This is a genomic window from Pantoea nemavictus, assembly GCF_037479095.1.
GTDB lineage: Bacteria > Pseudomonadota > Gammaproteobacteria > Enterobacterales > Enterobacteriaceae > Pantoea > Pantoea nemavictus.
In genome coordinates this window covers 582,307-599,171 of record NZ_JBBGZW010000001.1, presented here as the reverse complement: position 1 = coordinate 599,171, position 16,865 = coordinate 582,307, and the positions used below count along the sequence as shown (strand labels likewise).

Below are 16,865 nucleotides of genomic sequence, written 5' to 3'. Positions count from 1 at the left end.
AGCAAGGGCTTTAACATGAAAGCGACTACTAAAAAGAATGCGCTAACCTGGTTAAAAGAGGGCGGCATTTACGTTGTCCTGTTTGTACTGCTGGCAATTATTATTTTCCAGGATCCGACGTTTTTAAGTTTAATGAACCTGAGTAACATTCTGACCCAATCCTCGGTGCGTATTATTATCGCGCTGGGTGTGGCCGGATTAATTGTCACCCAGGGTACTGACCTGTCGGCCGGTCGTCAGGTGGGCTTGGCCGCGGTGGTTGCGGCGACGCTGCTGCAGGCGATGGATAACGCTAACAAGGTGTTCCCGCATCTGGATACCGTACCCATTCCAGTAGTTATCCTGACCGTGTGCATCATCGGCGGTGTGATTGGTCTGGTGAACGGCGTGATTATTGCTTACCTCAAGGTAACGCCATTTATCACCACCTTGGGCACCATGATCATCGTTTACGGTATCAACTCACTCTATTACGACTTTGTGGGCGCATCGCCGATTGCTGGTTTCGATCCTGGCTTCTCCAAATTTGCCCAAGGCTTCCTGCGTTTCGGTGATTTCAAACTGTCGTTCATCACCTTCTACGCCGTGATTGCTATCGTATTTGTCTGGGTGCTGTGGAATAAAACCCGCTTCGGCAGAAACATCTTCGCTATCGGTGGTAACCCGGAAGCCGCGAAAGTGTCTGGTGTGAACGTACCGTTCAACCTGATTCTGGTGTATGCCTTGTCTGGCGTGTTCTATGCGTTCGGCGGCATGCTGGAAGCGGGCCGTATCGGCAGCGCCACCAACAACCTCGGCTTTATGTATGAGCTGGATGCAATTGCAGCCTGTGTGGTCGGCGGCGTGTCGTTTGCCGGTGGCGTGGGTTCTGTGGCGGGCGTGGTGACCGGTGTCATCATCTTCACCGTCATCAACTATGGCCTGACCTATATCGGCGTAAACCCTTATTGGCAGTACATCATCAAGGGCGGCATCATCATCTTCGCCGTGGCACTGGATTCGTTGAAATACGCGCGTAAGAAGTAACAAACATCATCAAAAAAGGGTCGCCTTCATGCGACCCTTTTTTATTTCTGCAGTTTCTCTTCCAGTTCTAATAACTGCTCGGGCGTCACCGCCGGATAACTCTGCGCATCTTCCGGTATTTCATGCACTGCCGGAATCGGCACTAATGGGCCGAGGAAGCGTGGCTCGCGCTTCATCAAATACAAATCCGCCAGCGCACCTAAACGCGCACCCACTTCACGGAAGCGTACCGACAGCATGTTTTTCGGCGATGGCACCGCATAACACTGCGCCTGAATGCCCAGATGCTGCGCGATATACAACGCGCGCTCACAGTGGAAGCGCTGGGTAATGATGATGAAATCGTTGGTATCGAACACCTTGCGCGTGCGCACAATCGAATCGAGCGTACGGAAGCCGGCGTAATCCAGCACGATGTCCGACGGCGCGACGCCCGCTTTAATCAAATCGCGGCGCATGGTCATCGGTTCGTTATAACTTTGCTGTGCATTGTCGCCGCTCAGCAGCAGATAATTCACCTTGCCACTGTTGTAGGCGTTCAACGCGCCCTGAATGCGATAGAGGTAATACTGGTTGATGACGCCGGTGCGATAGTACTTCGCCGTGCCCAAGACCACGCCGACCTGACGATGCGGCAGCGAGGTGACATCTTCGTAAATAAAGGGCGCCGTTTTCCAGCTGATCCAGCGATCCAGGCCGAGCGCGGTCGCCACCATCAGTAAGATGATGAAAAACAGACCAAAGAAAACGCGTTTAATCATGCGCGCGGGCACTCGGTTGGCAGAATTCAGAATGGATAAAGGCTACTTGAGGCGGGCGGGGGAAGCAAGTAAACGCCAGTTGGCCGGCGTTTTTTTAAACATGCTCGGACCTACAAGGTCCGAGCATGTTCCGTCTTAAATCGAGGTACGACGATAGTGACGATATTGCGGCAGCCAGAAGTTGTTGCTGACAGCTTTCGATAAGACATCTTCAGAGGTGACAACCGCCACGCCAGCCAGCTGTGCAGCTTTGCCCACTTCAATGGCAATCAGCTTGGAAACGCCCTGAATATCTTTGATTTCCGGCAGAACCGGGCCTTCGCCGTCGTTGGCCAGCGGTGAGCAGTCGGCCAGCGCGCGGCTCGCGGTCATCAGCATTGAATCGGTAACGCGGCTGGCGCCTGAAGCGATCACACCTAAACCGATGCCCGGGAAGATATAGGAGTTATTGCACTGAGCAATTGGATAGGTTTTGCCTTTCCAGCTCACCGGTGAGAACGGGCTGCCGGTGGCAACCAGCGCGGCACCGTCAGTCCAGGCGATGATGTCGGCTGGTGTCGCTTCCACGCGTGACGTCGGGTTGGACAGCGGCATCACGATCGGACGTTTGGTGTGCTTATGCATCTCACGGATAATCTCTTCGGTGAACAGGCCAGGCTGACCTGACACGCCGATCAGAATATCGGGCTTGGCATTGCGTACCACATCCAACAGTGAGATCGAGTCGCTGCTGGTATCCCAATCTTTGAGGTTTTCGCTCTTCTGCACCAATTTGCTTTGGAAATTGAGCAGATTAGGCAGTTTGTCCGTCAGCAGACCAAAACGATCCACCATCATTACACGGCCACGCGCTTCATCATCGCTTAAACCTTCAGACTTCATCTGCGCAATGATCTGCTCGGCGATACCACAACCGGCGGAACCGGCACCGAGGAACACCACTTTCTGCTCGCACAGGCGGCTGCCAGCAGCGCGGCTGGCGGCAATCAACGTACCGACGGTAACGGCAGCGGTGCCCTGAATGTCATCGTTAAAGCAGCAGATCTCATCGCGATAGCGCTCCAGCAGCGGCATGGCGTTTTTCTGTGCGAAGTCTTCGAATTGCAACAGCACGTTCGGCCAGCGGCGGTTTACTGCCTGAATGAACTCGTTCACAAACTCTTCGTACTCTTCACCGGTGATGCGCGGATGGCGCCAGCCCATGTAGAGCGGATCGTTCAGCAGCTGCTGATTATTGGTGCCGACATCCAGTACCACCGGCAAGGTGTAAGCGGGGCTGATACCGCCACAGGCGGTGTACAGAGACAGCTTACCGATTGGGATCCCCATGCCGCCGATGCCTAAATCGCCGAGGCCGAGAATACGCTCGCCATCGGTAACCACGATCACTTTTACATTCTGCTTGGTGGCGTTCTGCAGCATGTCTTCAATGCGGTCGCGGTTGTTATACGAGATGAATACGCCGCGCGCGCGACGGTAGATCTCTGAGAAGTGTTCACAGGCGGCACCGACCGTTGGGGTGTAGATAATTGGCATCATCTCTTCCAGATGATTGTCGAGCAGGCGGTAGAACAGGGTTTCGTTGGTATCCTGGATGTTGCGCAGGTAAACATGCTTGTCGTTATTGTTTTTGAAATCCAGGAACTGGCGCCAGGCACGTTCTGCCTGCTCTTCGATGGTTTCTACCGCTTCAGGGAGCAGGCCGTTGAGGTTAAATTCGTTACGTTCTTCGAGGGTGAAGGCGCTGCCTTTATTCAACAGCGGAAATTCCAGCAGGATCGGACCCGCATAAGGAATATACAGCGGGCGTTTACTTTCGTAGTCGAGTTCCATGCAGTGCTTGCTCCGGTTGCAGTGTTTTCTGACGTATCGCCGGGAAAAGGTAACGCCAGTCCATCTTGAAGTGAAGAGGTTCTGGCGCCCGATCCTATGAAAATTCCTGCAGATGTACAGCTTTTGTTAACAGAAGGTCACAAAAGCGGTAAAAGGATCACTAAACTGATGTTTTCGAAACTAAAGTAAGTGAGAAATCCTCACATCCTAACGCCGCCAGCGTGGCACGCGTGGCATCCAACTGGCTGAGCGTGCTGTTCTGACATTCCGCCAGAACCGCTTGCTGAATGGTATCGAGCGCTTCGTTACTCATGTTCATCAGAATCAGCGCAGCCTGCAGCGGCGGCAAGCTTGGGTTAAAAGCCGCGTTTTCTGCATAGCGGCCGGTAAAGGTCTTGCCGCTGTGGCTCAGCAGCGCTACGCCGCTGTAACTCAGGCTATAAGGGGCGTGACTGTGATTGGCGGCTTCAATCGCCGCCTGCTGCAGCGCCTCACCCTGCACAGCAAAACCGTGATTGACCGGCGTCAGCAGACGTTCAGTAATGTTCAAATCGGCGGGACCGAACGCATCCGGCAGATAGTCGCCCAGCGTGCTAACGGCGCGTCCCGGCAGGCTGATGCGAATCGCCGTGCCGCTGTTCAGCTCGTTCATAAACTGGCGGCAATGGCCGCACGGCGTGTAGTTGACGGTAATCGCCGCCAGTTTCTCTTCACCGCGCAGCCAGGCATGCGTAATGGCACTTTGCTCGGCGTGCACCGTTTGCTGCAGCGGCGCGTGCAGGAACTCCATGTTGGCGCCGAAGTACCAGTGGCCGCTAACGCCACGCGAAATCGCGCCGACATTAAAATGAGACACGGTTGCCACGGCGCAACTGGCCGCCAGCGGTAGCAGTTCCAGCGCCAAGGCATCATCATCCAGACCGGTCAGCTGTTTCAGTTGCGCGATATCCTGCGGACGCAATACGCCATGAAAATCAGGCGCATCCAGCAGCGGTTGAATCGCAGCTTGCAGCGCAGCGGGCAGGGCAGAAAAAGCAGTAGTGAATCGTGAATGCATGATGTGTTGGCCTCAGTTACGCATGAACGGCGATGCGCCGCCTGACGTTTTATATGTGATCCAAGTCGCTCTGACAATGCAAGCTGATTGGGTTGTTTCAACTTTGCGAGATCTCTCGCAAGTTTCAGCCCCACCAATGCATTAATAGCGGGAAAAGGAACGGTGCCAGTAACGACGTAATGATGCCGCAAATCACCAGAGCCAATGAGCTGAACGCGCCTTCCTGATAATCGATCTCCGCTGCGCGCGCGGTGCCTAACGCATGCGAAGCGTTGCCAATCGCCAGGCCGCGTGAGGATTTGTTTTTAACCTGCAGCAGGTTAAGCAGCATATGGCCAAACACCGCGCCTAGCACGCCAGCGATCAATACGCAGATAGCACTAATGGCCGGAATACCGTGTAGCGATCCTGACACCGCCATGGCAATGGGCGTAGTCACAGATTTCGGCATGATGGTGGCGGCGATTTCCGGCGTGGCGCCCATCCACAGCGCAATCGCGGTACCGGAGACCATCGCGGTAATACTGCCAATAAAGCAGACGCTGATAATGGTTTTCCAGCGGGCGCGAATTTGATGCATCTGCTCATACAGCGGTAGCGCCAACGCCACGACGGCCGGTTGCAGTAACTGGTTTAGCAGGCTGCTGCCAGCAAAATAGCGTGTATAGGGCATGTTAGTGATCAGCAGAAGCGGAATGACAATCGCCATCGCCACCAGTAAGGGATTGACGATGGATATATTGATTTTCGCCGCCAGCTTGCGTGCCAGCAGATAGGCGATAACGGTAAGCGGTAGTGACCACCAGGCATCAATCATGGTTTTTCTCCTGCGGGCGCTGCATCCGTTCTGCGCTTAAACCGACAATCAGCAACACCAGGAAGGTACTGACAATGCAGGACACCACGATCGGGCCAAACTGGGCGGTGAGAATATCGGTATAACCCATCACGCCCACGCTGATGGGGACAAAGAGCAGCGCCATATAGCGAATCAGCAAATGACAGCCGGGCTTCACCCAGTCAACCGGCAGGATTTGCAACGCCAACAGCAGGAACAGCAGCAGCATGCCGATGATGCTGCCGGGAATGGTTATCGGGAGCAGGGCAGAAATCCCCATTCCGGCGTACAGCGCCGCATAAATGATGACGAAGGCGCGCAAATAGCGCCAGCAGGCAGAGAGAACGGCGGGCATGGCAGGCTCCTGTTTTCGTAGCGCTTTATCATACGCATTCACTGCTTAGCGTGCTAGCGATCACATTACTGTCTAACCAGGTCGCCATAAATGGCGACGCTACAATGCGCGGACTCAACAGGCACAAAAAAGCCGCCCTAAGGCGGCTTATTCGCTTACTTCACCGGCATTCCAGGCACTGCGCCGCTATCGACCGACAGCACAAACAGATCTTTGCCGCCCGGGCCTGCAGACAGCACCATGCCTTCTGAAACACCGAAGCGCATCTTACGCGGCGCGAGGTTGGCGACGATGATAGTCATCTTGCCGACCAGCACGGAGGGATCCGGATAGGCCGCGCGAATGCCAGAGAAAATCTGACGCTTCTCGCCGCCCACATCCAGCTCCAGACGCAGCAGCTTGTCAGAACCTTCCACCAGCTCCGCTTTCTCAATCAACGCCACGCGCATATCGACCTTAGCGAAATCATCAATGCTGATGGTGTCACCAATTGGCGCATCGGCCAGCGGCCCGGTTGCTGCAGGCTTATTTGCCGCCGCCGCGTCCTCTTTCGAGGCCTCAATCAGCGCTTCAACTTTGCTCATCTCGATACGGCCATATAGCGCTTTAAACGGTGCCACGTCATGATCAAGCAGCGGCTGAGCAATTGCATCCCAGCTTAGCTCGCTCTGCAGGAAGGCTTCAGTACGTTCGCTCAACGATGGCAGCACCGGCTTCAGCCAGGTCATCAATACGCGGAACAGGTTGATGCCCATTGAGCAGATAGCTTGCAGATCGGCATCACGGCCTTCTTGCTTCGCCACCACCCACGGTGCTTGCTCATCAACATAGCGGTTAGCCAGATCGGCCAGCGCCATGATTTCACGGATTGCGCGATTAAATTCGCGACTGGCCCAGGCTTCGCCAATCCGCTCAGAGGCATCAACAAAGGTCTGATACAGCGCCGGATCGGCCAGTTCGCCAGACAATTTGCCGCCAAAGCGTTTGGTCAGGAAGCCCGCGTTACGCGATGCCAGGTTAACCACTTTGTTCACCACATCTGCATTCACACGCTGCACGAAATCTTCCAGATTCAGGTCGATATCGTCGATGCGTGACGAGAGCTTAGCCGCGTAGTAATAGCGCAGGCTGTCGGCATCCAGATGCTGCAACCAGGTGCTGGCTTTAATAAAGGTGCCGCGCGACTTAGACATCTTCGCGCCGTTCACCGTTACATAACCGTGCACGAACAGATTGGTTGGCTTGCGGAAGTTGCTGCCTTCCAGCATCGCTGGCCAGAACAGACTGTGGAAATAGACGATATCTTTACCGATAAAGTGATACAGCTCGGTAGTCGAATCTTTCTTCCAGAACTCGTCGAAATCGATATTGCCACGTTGGTCGCACAGGTTTTTAAACGACCCCATGTAACCAATTGGCGCATCCAGCCAGACATAAAAGTATTTGCCCGGCGCGCCAGGAATTTCAAAGCCGAAATAGGGCGCATCGCGGGAGATATCCCACTGTTGCAGACCCGATTCAAACCACTCCTGCATCTTGTTAGCAACCTGCTCTTGCAGCGCGCCTGAGCGCGTCCACGCCTGCAGCATGGCGCTGAAGGACGGCAGATCGAAGAAGAAGTGCTCGGAGTCACGCAGCACCGGCGTGGCGCCAGAAACCACCGATTTCGGGTCGATCAGCTCCGTTGGGCTGTAGGTCGCGCTGCACACTTCGCAGTTGTCGCCATACTGATCCGGTGATTTACATTTCGGGCAGGTACCTTTGACGAAACGGTCCGGCAGGAACATGCCTTTCTCAGGATCGTACAGCTGCGAAATGGTGCGGTTCTTAATGAAGCCATTCTCTTTCAGACGACCGTAAATCAGCTCGGACAGCTGACGGTTCTCATCGCTGTGCGTCGAGTGATAGTTGTCGTAGCCGATGTTGAAGCCGGCAAAATCGGTTTCGTGCTCTTGCTTCATCTCGGCAATCATCTGCTCTGGCGCCACGCCCAACTGCTGAGCTTTCAGCATGATTGGCGTGCCGTGGGCGTCGTCAGCACAGATGAAGTGAACCTGGTTGCCACGCATTCGCTGGTAACGGACCCAAATGTCAGCCTGAATGTGTTCAAGCATGTGACCGAGATGGATAGAACCGTTTGCGTACGGCAGTGCGCACGTTACCAGAATTTTTTTAGCGACTTGAGTCATGATTGCGTAGCGTTCCGTGAGTAAAAAATCGGGGATTGATGTTAACCGAAGCACCCTCTGACGTAAACATGACAGGACATCCGCGTCACTTTTAGCGCCCATCTGATATTATTGAACAGACACCGCCGCAATCTGGCGTGATGAAAAAACAAGGAGTAGGGATGACTTCACAATCCCAGCAACATCATTCACCTGAAGCGCTGCGGGCCCTGGTCATCGGCGTGCTGAGTGACTTTGAACATCCGACGCTGCAACACAATCTGACCACGCTGAAAGCCTTGCGCCACGTAGCGCTGCTGGATGATAAGCTGCACATCGAGCTGATCATGCCGTTCGCCTGGGCTAGCGCCTTTGAAGAGTTGAAAGCGCAAACCAGCGCCGAACTGCTGCGTCTGACCGAAGCCAGCGCCATTGACTGGCGGCTACGCCACGATATTGCCACGCTGAAGCGGGTGAAAAATCATCCGGGCGCGACCGGTGTGAAAAACATCATCGCCGTCAGTTCAGGCAAAGGTGGCGTGGGTAAATCCAGCACCGCAGTCAATATGGCGCTGGCGCTGATCGCCGAAGGCGCGCGCGTAGGCATTCTTGATGCGGATATTTACGGTCCGTCAATTCCCAACATGCTCGGCACCGAAAATCAGCGGCCCACTTCGCCGGACGGCACGCACATGGCACCGATCATGGCGCACGGCCTGGCAACCAACTCGATTGGTTATTTGGTGACTGACGACAATGCCATGGTGTGGCGCGGCCCGATGGCCAGCAAAGCGCTGATGCAGCTGCTCAACGAAACCATGTGGCCGGATCTGGATTATTTAATCCTCGACATGCCGCCAGGCACCGGCGATATCCAGCTCACCCTGGCGCAGAACGTGCCGGTGACCGGCGCATTGGTGGTGACGACGCCGCAGGACATTGCGTTGATTGATGCACGTAAAGGCATGGTGATGTTCGAGAAAGTCAGCGTGCCGGTATTGGGCGTGGTGGAGAACATGAGCATGCACATCTGTAGCCAATGCGGCCACCACGAGCCGATTTTCGGCACCGGCGGCGCGCAGAAGCTGGTGGAAGATTATAACACCCGCTTGTTGGCGCAGCTGCCGCTGCACATGACGCTGCGTGAAGATCTGGATGATGGCGAACCGACCGTGGTGCGCCGTCCAGACAGTGATTTTACCGCGCTGTATCGCCAACTGGCGGGCCGCGTCGCGGCACAGCTCTACTGGCAGGGTGAAATTATCCCGGGCGATATCGCTTTCCGCGCGGTTTAACGTCGTCCCTTTCCGCTGGCGCGTGTCGCCAGCGGAAAATGCATCAGCACATATTTTCCCTGCTCGCCCTCGCCAACCGCTTCACGTCGCCAACCATGTTTGAGGTAAAAATCCAGCGCCGCCTGATTTTGTTGCAAGCATTTCAACGCGCCGGTGGAGGTGAAACGTGCTTGAACCTTTTCCAGCAGCGCGCTGCCAACGCCTTGCCCTTGCGCAGCCGGATCGACATACAGGCTATGCAGAAAGTTGTCGTTATCCAGCACCGCCGCAAACCCCACGCGATGCCCGTCCAGCTCGGCTACCAGCACGGTTTCACCCAAAATCACCGCATCGAAATCTTCTAACTGCCAATCATCGCCAGCCAGCCACGTCCAGTTATGGCGACGCGCGGCAAGATACAGCGTGCGCAGAAAAGGCCGATCGGCTTCGTCAAAAAAACGTATTTGCACCTGAGAGCTCCATTTAGTGAGGTAGGCAGATGCTGTAGCGGCGCAATTTATTGCGCGCAGTTGATGTTTGGTTTCGACTAAAAGATGCGCGATAAATCGCGCCGCTACAAACCCGTGCAACAACGCTACTTAAAGTAGCAGTTTCACGCCGAAAAGATAAAGCCTGTCAGAACAACGGCTTTTTTGTGTAGAATGCCCGCGCGAGCCGCATGAAATCTGGCGTCGGCGCTTTGATAGCTTTTGGTTATCTGATTGATAACGTCTGCATATTAGAAGTTGGCCCGAAAATTCTGTAACTTGCATCACATCTTTTAACGGAGGTCACCATGTCCATCATTAATACCAAGATCAAACCATTTAAAAACGCAGCGTTCAAAAACGGCGAATTCATCGAAGTCACCGAGAAAGACGTTGAAGGTAAATGGAGTGTTTTCTTCTTCTACCCGGCTGACTTCACCTTCGTATGCCCAACCGAACTGGGTGACGTTGCAGACCATCACGAAGAATTCCAGAAACTGGGTGTAGATATCTACTCTGTTTCTACCGACACGCACTTTACCCACAAAGCCTGGCACGGTTCTTCAGACACCATCGCAAAAATCAAATATGCGATGATCGGTGACCCAACTGGCGCGCTGACCCGCAACTTCGAAATCATGCGTGAAGACGAAGGCCTGGCAGACCGTGGTACCTTCATCGTTGATCCGGAAGGCGTCATCCAGGCGATCGAAATCACTGCCGAAGGCATTGGCCGTGACGCATCTGACCTGATCCGTAAAGTGAAAGCCGCCCAGTACGTTGCTTCTCACCCAGGCGAAGTTTGCCCGGCTAAATGGAAAGAAGGCGAAGCAACGCTGGCTCCATCACTGGACCTGGTTGGCAAAATCTAAGTTAGCTGCCATTCGATCTTTCTCAATCGGGTGCTACGGCACCCGATTTTCATGACAGGAACTCACTATGCTCGACACCAATTTAAAAACCCAACTCAAGGCTTACCTTGAGAAACTAACGAAACCGGTTGAGTTGATTGCCACATTGGATGATGGCGCTAAATCGGCAGAGATCCGTACTCTGCTGGCCGATATCGCGAGCTTGTCAGATAAAGTCAGCTTCCGTGAAGAGAACGATCGTCCGGTACGTAAGCCCTCATTCCTGATCACCAACCCAGGTGCCAATAGCGGTCCGCGCTTTGCCGGTTCGCCAATGGGCCACGAATTCACTTCACTGGTTTTAGCCTTGCTGCAAACCGGTGGACACCCTTCGAAAGAAGCGCAGAGCCTGCTGGATCAGGTGGTGGCGTTGGAAGGCGACTTCCATTTCGAAACCTATTATTCACTGTCGTGCCACAACTGTCCTGACGTGGTGCAGGCGCTGAACCTGATGGCGGTACTGAATCCGCGTATCAGCCACACCGCGATTGACGGCGGTATGTTCCAGAACGAAATCACCGAACGCAACGTGATGGGCGTGCCAGCGGTATTCCTCAACGGCAAAGAGTTTGGTCAGGGCCGTCTGAGCCTGGCGGAGATCGTCGGTAAAGTGGATACCAACGCGGATAAACGCGCGGCGGAAGAGCTGAACAAACGTGAAGCCTATGAAGTGCTGATCGTTGGCAGCGGCCCGGCGGGCGCGGCAGCAGCAATCTACTCGGCGCGTAAAGGCATCCGCACTGGCCTGATGGGCGAACGCTTTGGTGGCCAGGTACTGGACACCGTCGACATTGAAAACTACATCTCAGTACCGAAAACTGAAGGCGCTAAGCTGGCCGGTTCTCTGCGTGCCCACGTTGATGATTATGACGTGGATGTGATTGATACCCAGAGTGCCATTAAGCTGATTCCTGCGGCGAAAGAGGGCGGTCTGCATGCGATTGAAACCGCCTCCGGCGCAGTGCTGAAATCACGCAGCATCATCATTGCCACCGGTGCACGCTGGCGCAACATGGGCGTACCGGGCGAAGAGCAGTATCGCACCAAGGGCGTCACCTACTGCCCGCACTGCGACGGTCCGCTGTTTAAAGGCAAACGCACTGCGGTGATCGGCGGTGGTAACTCAGGCGTTGAAGCCGCTATCGATCTGGCCGGTCTGGTTGAGCACGTCACCTTGCTGGAATTTGCCAGCGAAATGCGCGCCGACAAAGTGCTGCAGGACAAGCTGCGCAGCCTGAAAAACGTTGATGTGATTCTGAACGCGCAGACCACCGAAGTGAAAGGCGACGGCAGCAAAGTCACCAGCCTGACCTACATCGACCGCAATAACCAAACCAGCCACGAAATCGCGCTGAGCGGCATCTTCGTGCAGATCGGTTTGCTGCCGAATACCACCTGGCTGGAAGGTGCGGTTGAGCGCACTAAAATGGGCGAAATCATCATTGATGCCAAGTGCGAAACCAGCCTGAAAGGCGTGTTCGCTGCCGGCGACTGCACCACGGTGCCGTACAAGCAGATCATCATCGCCAGCGGTGAAGGCGCAAAAGCCTCACTCAGCGCCTTCGATTATCTGATTCGTACCAAACCAGCTGAATAAGTTTTTGCGATAGCCACGCAACTGCCCTGCAACCTGTGTTGCGGGGCTTTTTTTTATTTTTATACGGCCTTAGCCTAACCAGCGTTTGGCTTCGGCATCGCTGATATCGCGGTAATAGACTTTATGCAGCCGTTCACCACAGGTTTTACACTGTGCTGTAACGTGCGTGGAAAAATAGTGGCGGCCAGACGGTGACATCGCGCCTTTGCGGGATATTTGAATATCGTGCCATTTGTGTGCATGCGGAATAAAGCTGAAGAATTTTAATTTCATTATCGCTGCCGGAATGGAGTGGGCGGAGTTTCTCTTCAAATCCGGAGAGCCATTAAGCCGTTTCTGAACGATGTATATTTTGATATGCATCAATCTGCACGGTGCTAGCACTGACTTAGCGCTAACTTAATCGATGAGTTAATTAGATAGCGGGAAAGTTATTATTTTCCCGCCACAATAATTGATGTAAAACAGCTATAACGTCAGTGCCATAAACAGCAGTTCGTCATTGAATATCTTAACTTGCTGTTTCATCGAGGCGACAACCTCGAAGCCTTTTTTGCGGTAGATCATGGATGCCGGGTTGGATTGCCAGACGCATAAGGTAATGCGTCGCAATTTTTGCTGTTTAGCCTGTTCCGTCATCCGCGATAAAATTTGATTGAAATAGCCTTTTCCCTGCTGCTCTGGCAATAGCGCCACGCTACAAACAAAGTAATCCTCCGGGCGACTGTGCTGATTCACGAACGTATCGTAAGCCTCATCGAGCGGCAGCACCTCGTGGCGATAGCCATACTCGACGTTGATGTGGTCGTAATCCCGCACCGACGCAGCATTGATAAAACCGATTATCTTTCCTTGCGCATCGGTGATAACGGAAATCTGTTCAAGGAAAGGAAGGATATTTTGTCGCAGCTGTAGGCTAATAATGTCTGAAGAGTAAACGTTATCAACCGAACAGTACTCAAGATAACTGGTGCTAAAAATCAGCTTCGCCATCGTGCGCTGTTCACGCTCATCAGAAATCGCGCCAGGTTTAAAGCAAAGCGGTAATTTTTTACATTCACCGACGGGTTGCCAGAAATTACCGGCTTTAATTTCCCTATCACGACGGCAAATTAAATAGTCGCTAAATAGTGCGTTAACTCTATCCAGTGCCGCATCCTGTGAAAGTACGCCGTAATAGTGATAGTAAGGAATTTCGGCGCGCAACTGCGGTGCATAAGCAATTTGCAGAATATCCTGTTCAGCAAACAATGGCGCAAACTCATCAAGCTGCAGAGGATGGCTGAGCTGCCAATCGCGCAGCGTGAGTTGTGCCAGCGTGTGCTGATAGTGCTGCTGTTCCTCTACGCTGAGTGGGCGTCGCTCGCCACTCAGAATATCTTCCTGCAAACGCATGCCTTTGATACCACAAACGCGTTGTTGCGGCACATCAAAGCCAAGGACTGCGTAACACCGGCTGAAATCCTGATGGCTGAGCTGCGTCACCTGCAGCTGCTCACACCATAACTGATAGAAAGGTTCGAAAATCGCGCGTTCAGTTGCGGGTGTTTTCTCCGGTATGGGTTGTGGCCAGCCGCGATAAACCGCACTGAGCTGCTGCTGCAGTTGCAACAGAGCCGCACTATTTTGATGGCTGATTATCATGCCGGTTTCATCGGTAAACAAATTCATCCAGTTGACGTGTTGCTGCGTTTCTGCTGGAAAATCGGGCAGCTCTGGATGACACAAAAACAGCGTTGCAGGCTGCGCGGGAAGGGTATCGGCATCCAGATATACGCCACCGCACTGATTCAAAATCGCCAGCCGGAAGAAATCGGATAACGTGGCGTAATAGCGCTTGTCGTGTAATTGCTGCAAGACGTTGTTAAGTGCCATGTCAAAGTTCTGCATTAACGCACTCAGGCTATTTACCTTGATCAGAGCATCGGGCAGAAACAGGATGCCTAGCTGCAGCTCATCGCTATCTTGCTGCAGCACAAAGCGTGCTTCCGCCGCTAGCTGCTGCTCATCCCAAACCCACAGCGTTTGCTGAAACTGGCTATGGCTGGCTTCGATGGCGTTCTGCCATTGCGCGATGGTCAGATTCACATTCGCGGGTGTGGCTCCGCCAAGCCAAACGCGATGCAGCGTACACTCTTTGCCAGTCAGCCGGCTGGTGGGCACTGCAAACATCGAAGAGAGATCGGAAACGCCAATCTCATGCGGCTGATGCTGCTGCCGCCACTGCTTAAAATGGTGTAGCGTTTCCAGCCAGTCCACAGTGGCAGGTGCGGTAAAGCACTGTTTTAACGCGCGCAGTTGGCGCTCATAGTGATATAAAAAATGTTCACTGGTCATGGTCATGCGATTTCGCTCCCTGCATTCTGCGTGACGTAACCCTGAGGATTTTGCGTATGCCAGCGCCATGCATCCCGCAACATGGCTTCAAGATCGCGCGTTGCCTGCCAGCCCAACTCTTTTCTTGCCTGGCCGGGATCGGATAAACAGATGGCGACATCGCCGGGACGGCGCGCGCGCATATCGAGAGGTACTTGTCGACCGCTGACCTGCTCAAACATACGTACGATTTCCAGTACCGAGTAGCCTTGTCCGGTACCGAGGTTGTAGTGACGATAGCCCGGCTGTAGCCGGTTCAACGCCTGAATATGCCCTTCAGCTAAATCCATTACGTGGATGTAATCACGCACACCGGTACCGTCTAGCGTGGCATAATCGTCACCAAATACCGGTAAATGGCTGCGCAGGCCATTGGCCACCTGAAACAGATAGGGCAGCAAGTTATTGGGAATACCTTCGGGATGTTCGCCAATCTGGCCAGAGGGATGCGCGCCCGCCGGATTAAAATAACGTAGGGCGGTAATGGCTAATTCGGGTTGCGCATCAGCGACTTCAGCCATAATTTTCTCCACCATATATTTGGAGGCACCATAAGGATTGGTGGTGTTACCGGTGTCGCAGCCTTCACATAAGGGAATTTTTACCGGAATGCCATATACGGTGGCAGAAGAGCTGAAAATGAGCTTTTTAACGCTATGCTGTTTCATCATCTCTAACAGCATTAATGTTCCGGCGATATTATTTTGGTAATACTTCACCGGCTTTTGCAGTGATTCATTAACCGATTTAAGTCCGGCCATATGGATTACTGCATCAATGGGTTGGCTACTGAAAACCAGGTTTAAATCAGAGCGGCGACGGATATCACCCTGAAGGAAGTTAAGCTTTTTTCCGCTTAATGCTTCCACGCGCTGCAAAGCGAGTGGCGAGCTATTACACAAATTATCCAGCACGATGACATGATGATTTTTCTGCAGCAGGCTAAGTGCAATGTGCGACCCAATATAGCCCGCGCCGCCGGTAATTAAGACATTCATTAATGTACACTCCATGTGTTTTGATGCGCGCAGCGATGCACGACGAATAATCAATTTCAGACATTTTCGACCTTTGTTATCAGTAGTAATGACATCACCAACAGCACGCAGGCCGCTGGCCAGATAGCCAGCGGCGATACTGCGGTGAGAGTTCCCTGTAAAACGCCAGCAATCAACACGCCGATGGACATCGAATTGGTATAGAGCGTAGCCGCCATACCTTGACGATTTTGCAGTAAGTCCTGAAACCAAAATAATCCAACGGTGGCGATAATGGCGATAAAAATGGCATTGAAAATTTGCAGTAATACCAGCGGGATAAATCCATTGCTGAAGAATATCCCTGCATAAAAGATAATGCCGCACAGCATGGCGGCCTGCATTTGCAACTTCTTATTCCAGCGCTTAAGCATTCTCGCACTGAGCAGCATGATCGGAATTTCCAGCGCCGCGGCGACGCCAAACATCAGGCCGGTCCAGTCGCTTGAAAGCGTGCTTTGTTGTGCCAGATGCAATGGAAAAGCAATCAGATACAGTGAGCTGCAACTCCAGACCAGTAAGGTAGCGAGCATCAGAAAGGTGAGATTGTGGCCCAGCGGTTGTTGGTGCAACTGGGTCACAGGTGCTGGGTTGGCTGGCGGCTTGCCGGGCGGTAAGGTGAGGGCCAGCAAGGTTACGCTCAATAACAGTAATGACATGATCACATAAAGCCAGGCAAAACCGGCCAGCTGAATAATCCAGAATGCCAGCGGCGGACCAAATACCCAGGCCAATGAAAATTGCGCACGCAGGATGGCGCTAAATCCATTATCACTACGGGATTGACGTGCTAAGGCAAAAAGCTGTGGTACCGCTGCGCTACCACAAGCACTCAGTAAGGAACCGAGCGTAATTAATAATAAATAATTACGGCAGAAGATAAACAGTAATGAATTAAGCGCCAGCGAGAGTAAGCAAAATAGCAACAGTGGCCGACGCTGCGCCAGACGATCGGAATAGCGTGCAATCAACAGACTAATAACAATACTGCTCAGCGCATTGACGCTGTAGAAGGCACCAATCTGCCAGGTTGCCACCTTGAGTTCTGTGGCAAGAAATAAACTAAGTGTGGGAATGAACAGGGCTCCGCTTAAGCCAGCGCCCATTGCAACCAAATAAAAAGCGATAGATGAGTTTTTCATCG

General features: G+C 53.3%; 15 protein-coding genes. 4 read left to right on the top strand and 11 right to left on the bottom strand.

Going from position 1 to position 16,865, the window contains the following annotated elements:
• Positions 1–15: 15 nt before the first annotated feature.
• A complete protein-coding gene (gene mglC, locus WH298_RS02770; protein ID WP_007889502.1) occupies positions 16–1,026 on the top strand; it encodes a galactose/methyl galactoside ABC transporter permease MglC in 1,011 nt (336 codons plus the stop codon).
• A 41-nt stretch (positions 1,027–1,067) separates the two neighbouring features.
• On the opposite strand, the gene sanA is transcribed toward mglC, so the two are convergent.
• From sanA to metG, 6 genes are all read right to left on the bottom strand, one after another.
• A complete protein-coding gene (gene sanA / locus WH298_RS02765; protein ID WP_007889503.1) occupies positions 1,068–1,787 on the bottom strand; it encodes an outer membrane permeability protein SanA in 720 nt (239 codons plus the stop codon).
• 135 nt (positions 1,788–1,922) lie between these two features.
• Positions 1,923–3,620 carry an NAD-dependent malic enzyme gene (locus WH298_RS02760; protein WP_007889504.1) on the bottom strand — a complete coding sequence of 566 codons (1,698 nt, stop codon included), beginning with the start codon at positions 3,618–3,620 and terminating at the stop codon, positions 1,923–1,925.
• 160 nt (positions 3,621–3,780) lie between these two features.
• Positions 3,781–4,677 (bottom strand): cytidine deaminase, encoded by an 897-nt coding sequence (cdd, locus tag WH298_RS02755; RefSeq protein WP_180822167.1) that lies wholly within the window; start codon positions 4,675–4,677, stop codon positions 3,781–3,783.
• Between the two features lie 124 nt (positions 4,678–4,801).
• Positions 4,802–5,494: a CidB/LrgB family autolysis modulator gene (locus tag WH298_RS02750; protein ID WP_180822166.1), complete on the bottom strand. Its 693-nt coding sequence runs from the start codon at positions 5,492–5,494 to the stop codon at positions 4,802–4,804.
• Positions 5,487–5,870, bottom strand: coding sequence for a CidA/LrgA family protein (locus WH298_RS02745; protein ID WP_007889510.1), 384 nt, complete (start codon positions 5,868–5,870; stop codon positions 5,487–5,489). Before WH298_RS02745 ends, WH298_RS02750 begins: the two co-directional genes overlap by 8 nt.
• A gap of 155 nt (positions 5,871–6,025) precedes the next feature.
• On the bottom strand, positions 6,026–8,059 hold the full coding sequence (gene metG, locus WH298_RS02740) for a methionine--tRNA ligase (protein ID WP_180822165.1): 2,034 nt from the start codon (positions 8,057–8,059) through the stop codon (positions 6,026–6,028).
• Positions 8,060–8,220: 161 nt separating this feature from the next.
• Here metG and apbC point away from each other — a divergent pair, with 161 nt between their 5' ends.
• Positions 8,221–9,333, top strand: a complete 1,113-nt coding sequence (apbC, locus tag WH298_RS02735) for an iron-sulfur cluster carrier protein ApbC (protein ID WP_007889512.1) — start codon at positions 8,221–8,223, stop codon at positions 9,331–9,333.
• Here apbC and WH298_RS02730 read toward each other — a convergent pair.
• Positions 9,330–9,782 carry a GNAT family N-acetyltransferase gene (locus tag WH298_RS02730; protein WP_007889513.1) on the bottom strand — a complete coding sequence of 151 codons (453 nt, stop codon included), beginning with the start codon at positions 9,780–9,782 and terminating at the stop codon, positions 9,330–9,332. The genes apbC and WH298_RS02730 overlap by 4 nt on opposite strands.
• A 326-nt stretch (positions 9,783–10,108) precedes the next feature.
• Here WH298_RS02730 and ahpC point away from each other — a divergent pair, with 326 nt between their 5' ends.
• Entirely contained in the window at positions 10,109–10,672 is a 564-nt protein-coding gene (gene ahpC / locus WH298_RS02725; RefSeq protein ID WP_180822164.1) for an alkyl hydroperoxide reductase subunit C, read from the top strand.
• 67 nt (positions 10,673–10,739) lie between these two features.
• Entirely contained in the window at positions 10,740–12,308 is a 1,569-nt protein-coding gene (gene ahpF, locus WH298_RS02720) for an alkyl hydroperoxide reductase subunit F (protein ID WP_007889515.1), read from the top strand.
• A 69-nt stretch (positions 12,309–12,377) separates the two neighbouring features.
• Here the strand turns inward: ahpF and WH298_RS02715 are convergent, their stop codons facing one another.
• The 4 genes from WH298_RS02715 to WH298_RS02700 form a co-directional block, all read right to left on the bottom strand.
• Entirely contained in the window at positions 12,378–12,581 is a 204-nt protein-coding gene (locus WH298_RS02715) for a hypothetical protein (RefSeq protein ID WP_049852436.1), read from the bottom strand.
• A 195-nt stretch (positions 12,582–12,776) separates the two neighbouring features.
• A complete protein-coding gene (locus tag WH298_RS02710) occupies positions 12,777–14,651 on the bottom strand; it encodes a GNAT family N-acetyltransferase (protein ID WP_180822163.1) in 1,875 nt (624 codons plus the stop codon).
• Positions 14,648–15,682 carry a UDP-glucose 4-epimerase GalE gene (galE, locus tag WH298_RS02705; protein ID WP_180822162.1) on the bottom strand — a complete coding sequence of 345 codons (1,035 nt, stop codon included), beginning with the start codon at positions 15,680–15,682 and terminating at the stop codon, positions 14,648–14,650. Before galE ends, WH298_RS02710 begins: the two co-directional genes overlap by 4 nt.
• 56 nt (positions 15,683–15,738) lie before the next feature.
• Positions 15,739–16,863 (bottom strand): MFS transporter, encoded by a 1,125-nt coding sequence (locus WH298_RS02700; RefSeq protein ID WP_180822161.1) that lies wholly within the window; start codon positions 16,861–16,863, stop codon positions 15,739–15,741.
• Between the last annotated feature and the right edge of the window lie 2 nt (positions 16,864–16,865).

What these genes read in the sequence shown, in the direction of transcription:
- cdd (WP_180822167.1), bottom strand. Translation starts at nt 4,677, where the DNA reads ATGCATTCACGATTCACTACTGCTTTTTCTGCCCTGCCCGCTGCGCTG.
- metG (WP_180822165.1), bottom strand. Translation starts at nt 8,059, where the DNA reads ATGACTCAAGTCGCTAAAAAAATTCTGGTAACGTGCGCACTGCCGTAC.
- ahpC (WP_180822164.1), top strand. Translation starts at nt 10,109, where the DNA reads ATGTCCATCATTAATACCAAGATCAAACCATTTAAAAACGCAGCGTTC.
- WH298_RS02760 (WP_007889504.1), bottom strand. Translation starts at nt 3,620, where the DNA reads ATGGAACTCGACTACGAAAGTAAACGCCCGCTGTATATTCCTTATGCG.
- WH298_RS02750 (WP_180822166.1), bottom strand. Translation starts at nt 5,494, where the DNA reads ATGATTGATGCCTGGTGGTCACTACCGCTTACCGTTATCGCCTATCTG.
- mglC (WP_007889502.1), top strand. Translation starts at nt 16, where the DNA reads ATGAAAGCGACTACTAAAAAGAATGCGCTAACCTGGTTAAAAGAGGGC.
- ahpF (WP_007889515.1), top strand. Translation starts at nt 10,740, where the DNA reads ATGCTCGACACCAATTTAAAAACCCAACTCAAGGCTTACCTTGAGAAA.
- galE (WP_180822162.1), bottom strand. Translation starts at nt 15,682, where the DNA reads ATGAATGTCTTAATTACCGGCGGCGCGGGCTATATTGGGTCGCACATT.
- WH298_RS02745 (WP_007889510.1), bottom strand. Translation starts at nt 5,870, where the DNA reads ATGCCCGCCGTTCTCTCTGCCTGCTGGCGCTATTTGCGCGCCTTCGTC.
- sanA (WP_007889503.1), bottom strand. Translation starts at nt 1,787, where the DNA reads ATGATTAAACGCGTTTTCTTTGGTCTGTTTTTCATCATCTTACTGATG.
- apbC (WP_007889512.1), top strand. Translation starts at nt 8,221, where the DNA reads ATGACTTCACAATCCCAGCAACATCATTCACCTGAAGCGCTGCGGGCC.
- WH298_RS02710 (WP_180822163.1), bottom strand. Translation starts at nt 14,651, where the DNA reads ATGACCATGACCAGTGAACATTTTTTATATCACTATGAGCGCCAACTG.
- WH298_RS02715 (WP_049852436.1), bottom strand. Translation starts at nt 12,581, where the DNA reads ATGAAATTAAAATTCTTCAGCTTTATTCCGCATGCACACAAATGGCAC.
- WH298_RS02700 (WP_180822161.1), bottom strand. Translation starts at nt 16,863, where the DNA reads ATGAAAAACTCATCTATCGCTTTTTATTTGGTTGCAATGGGCGCTGGC.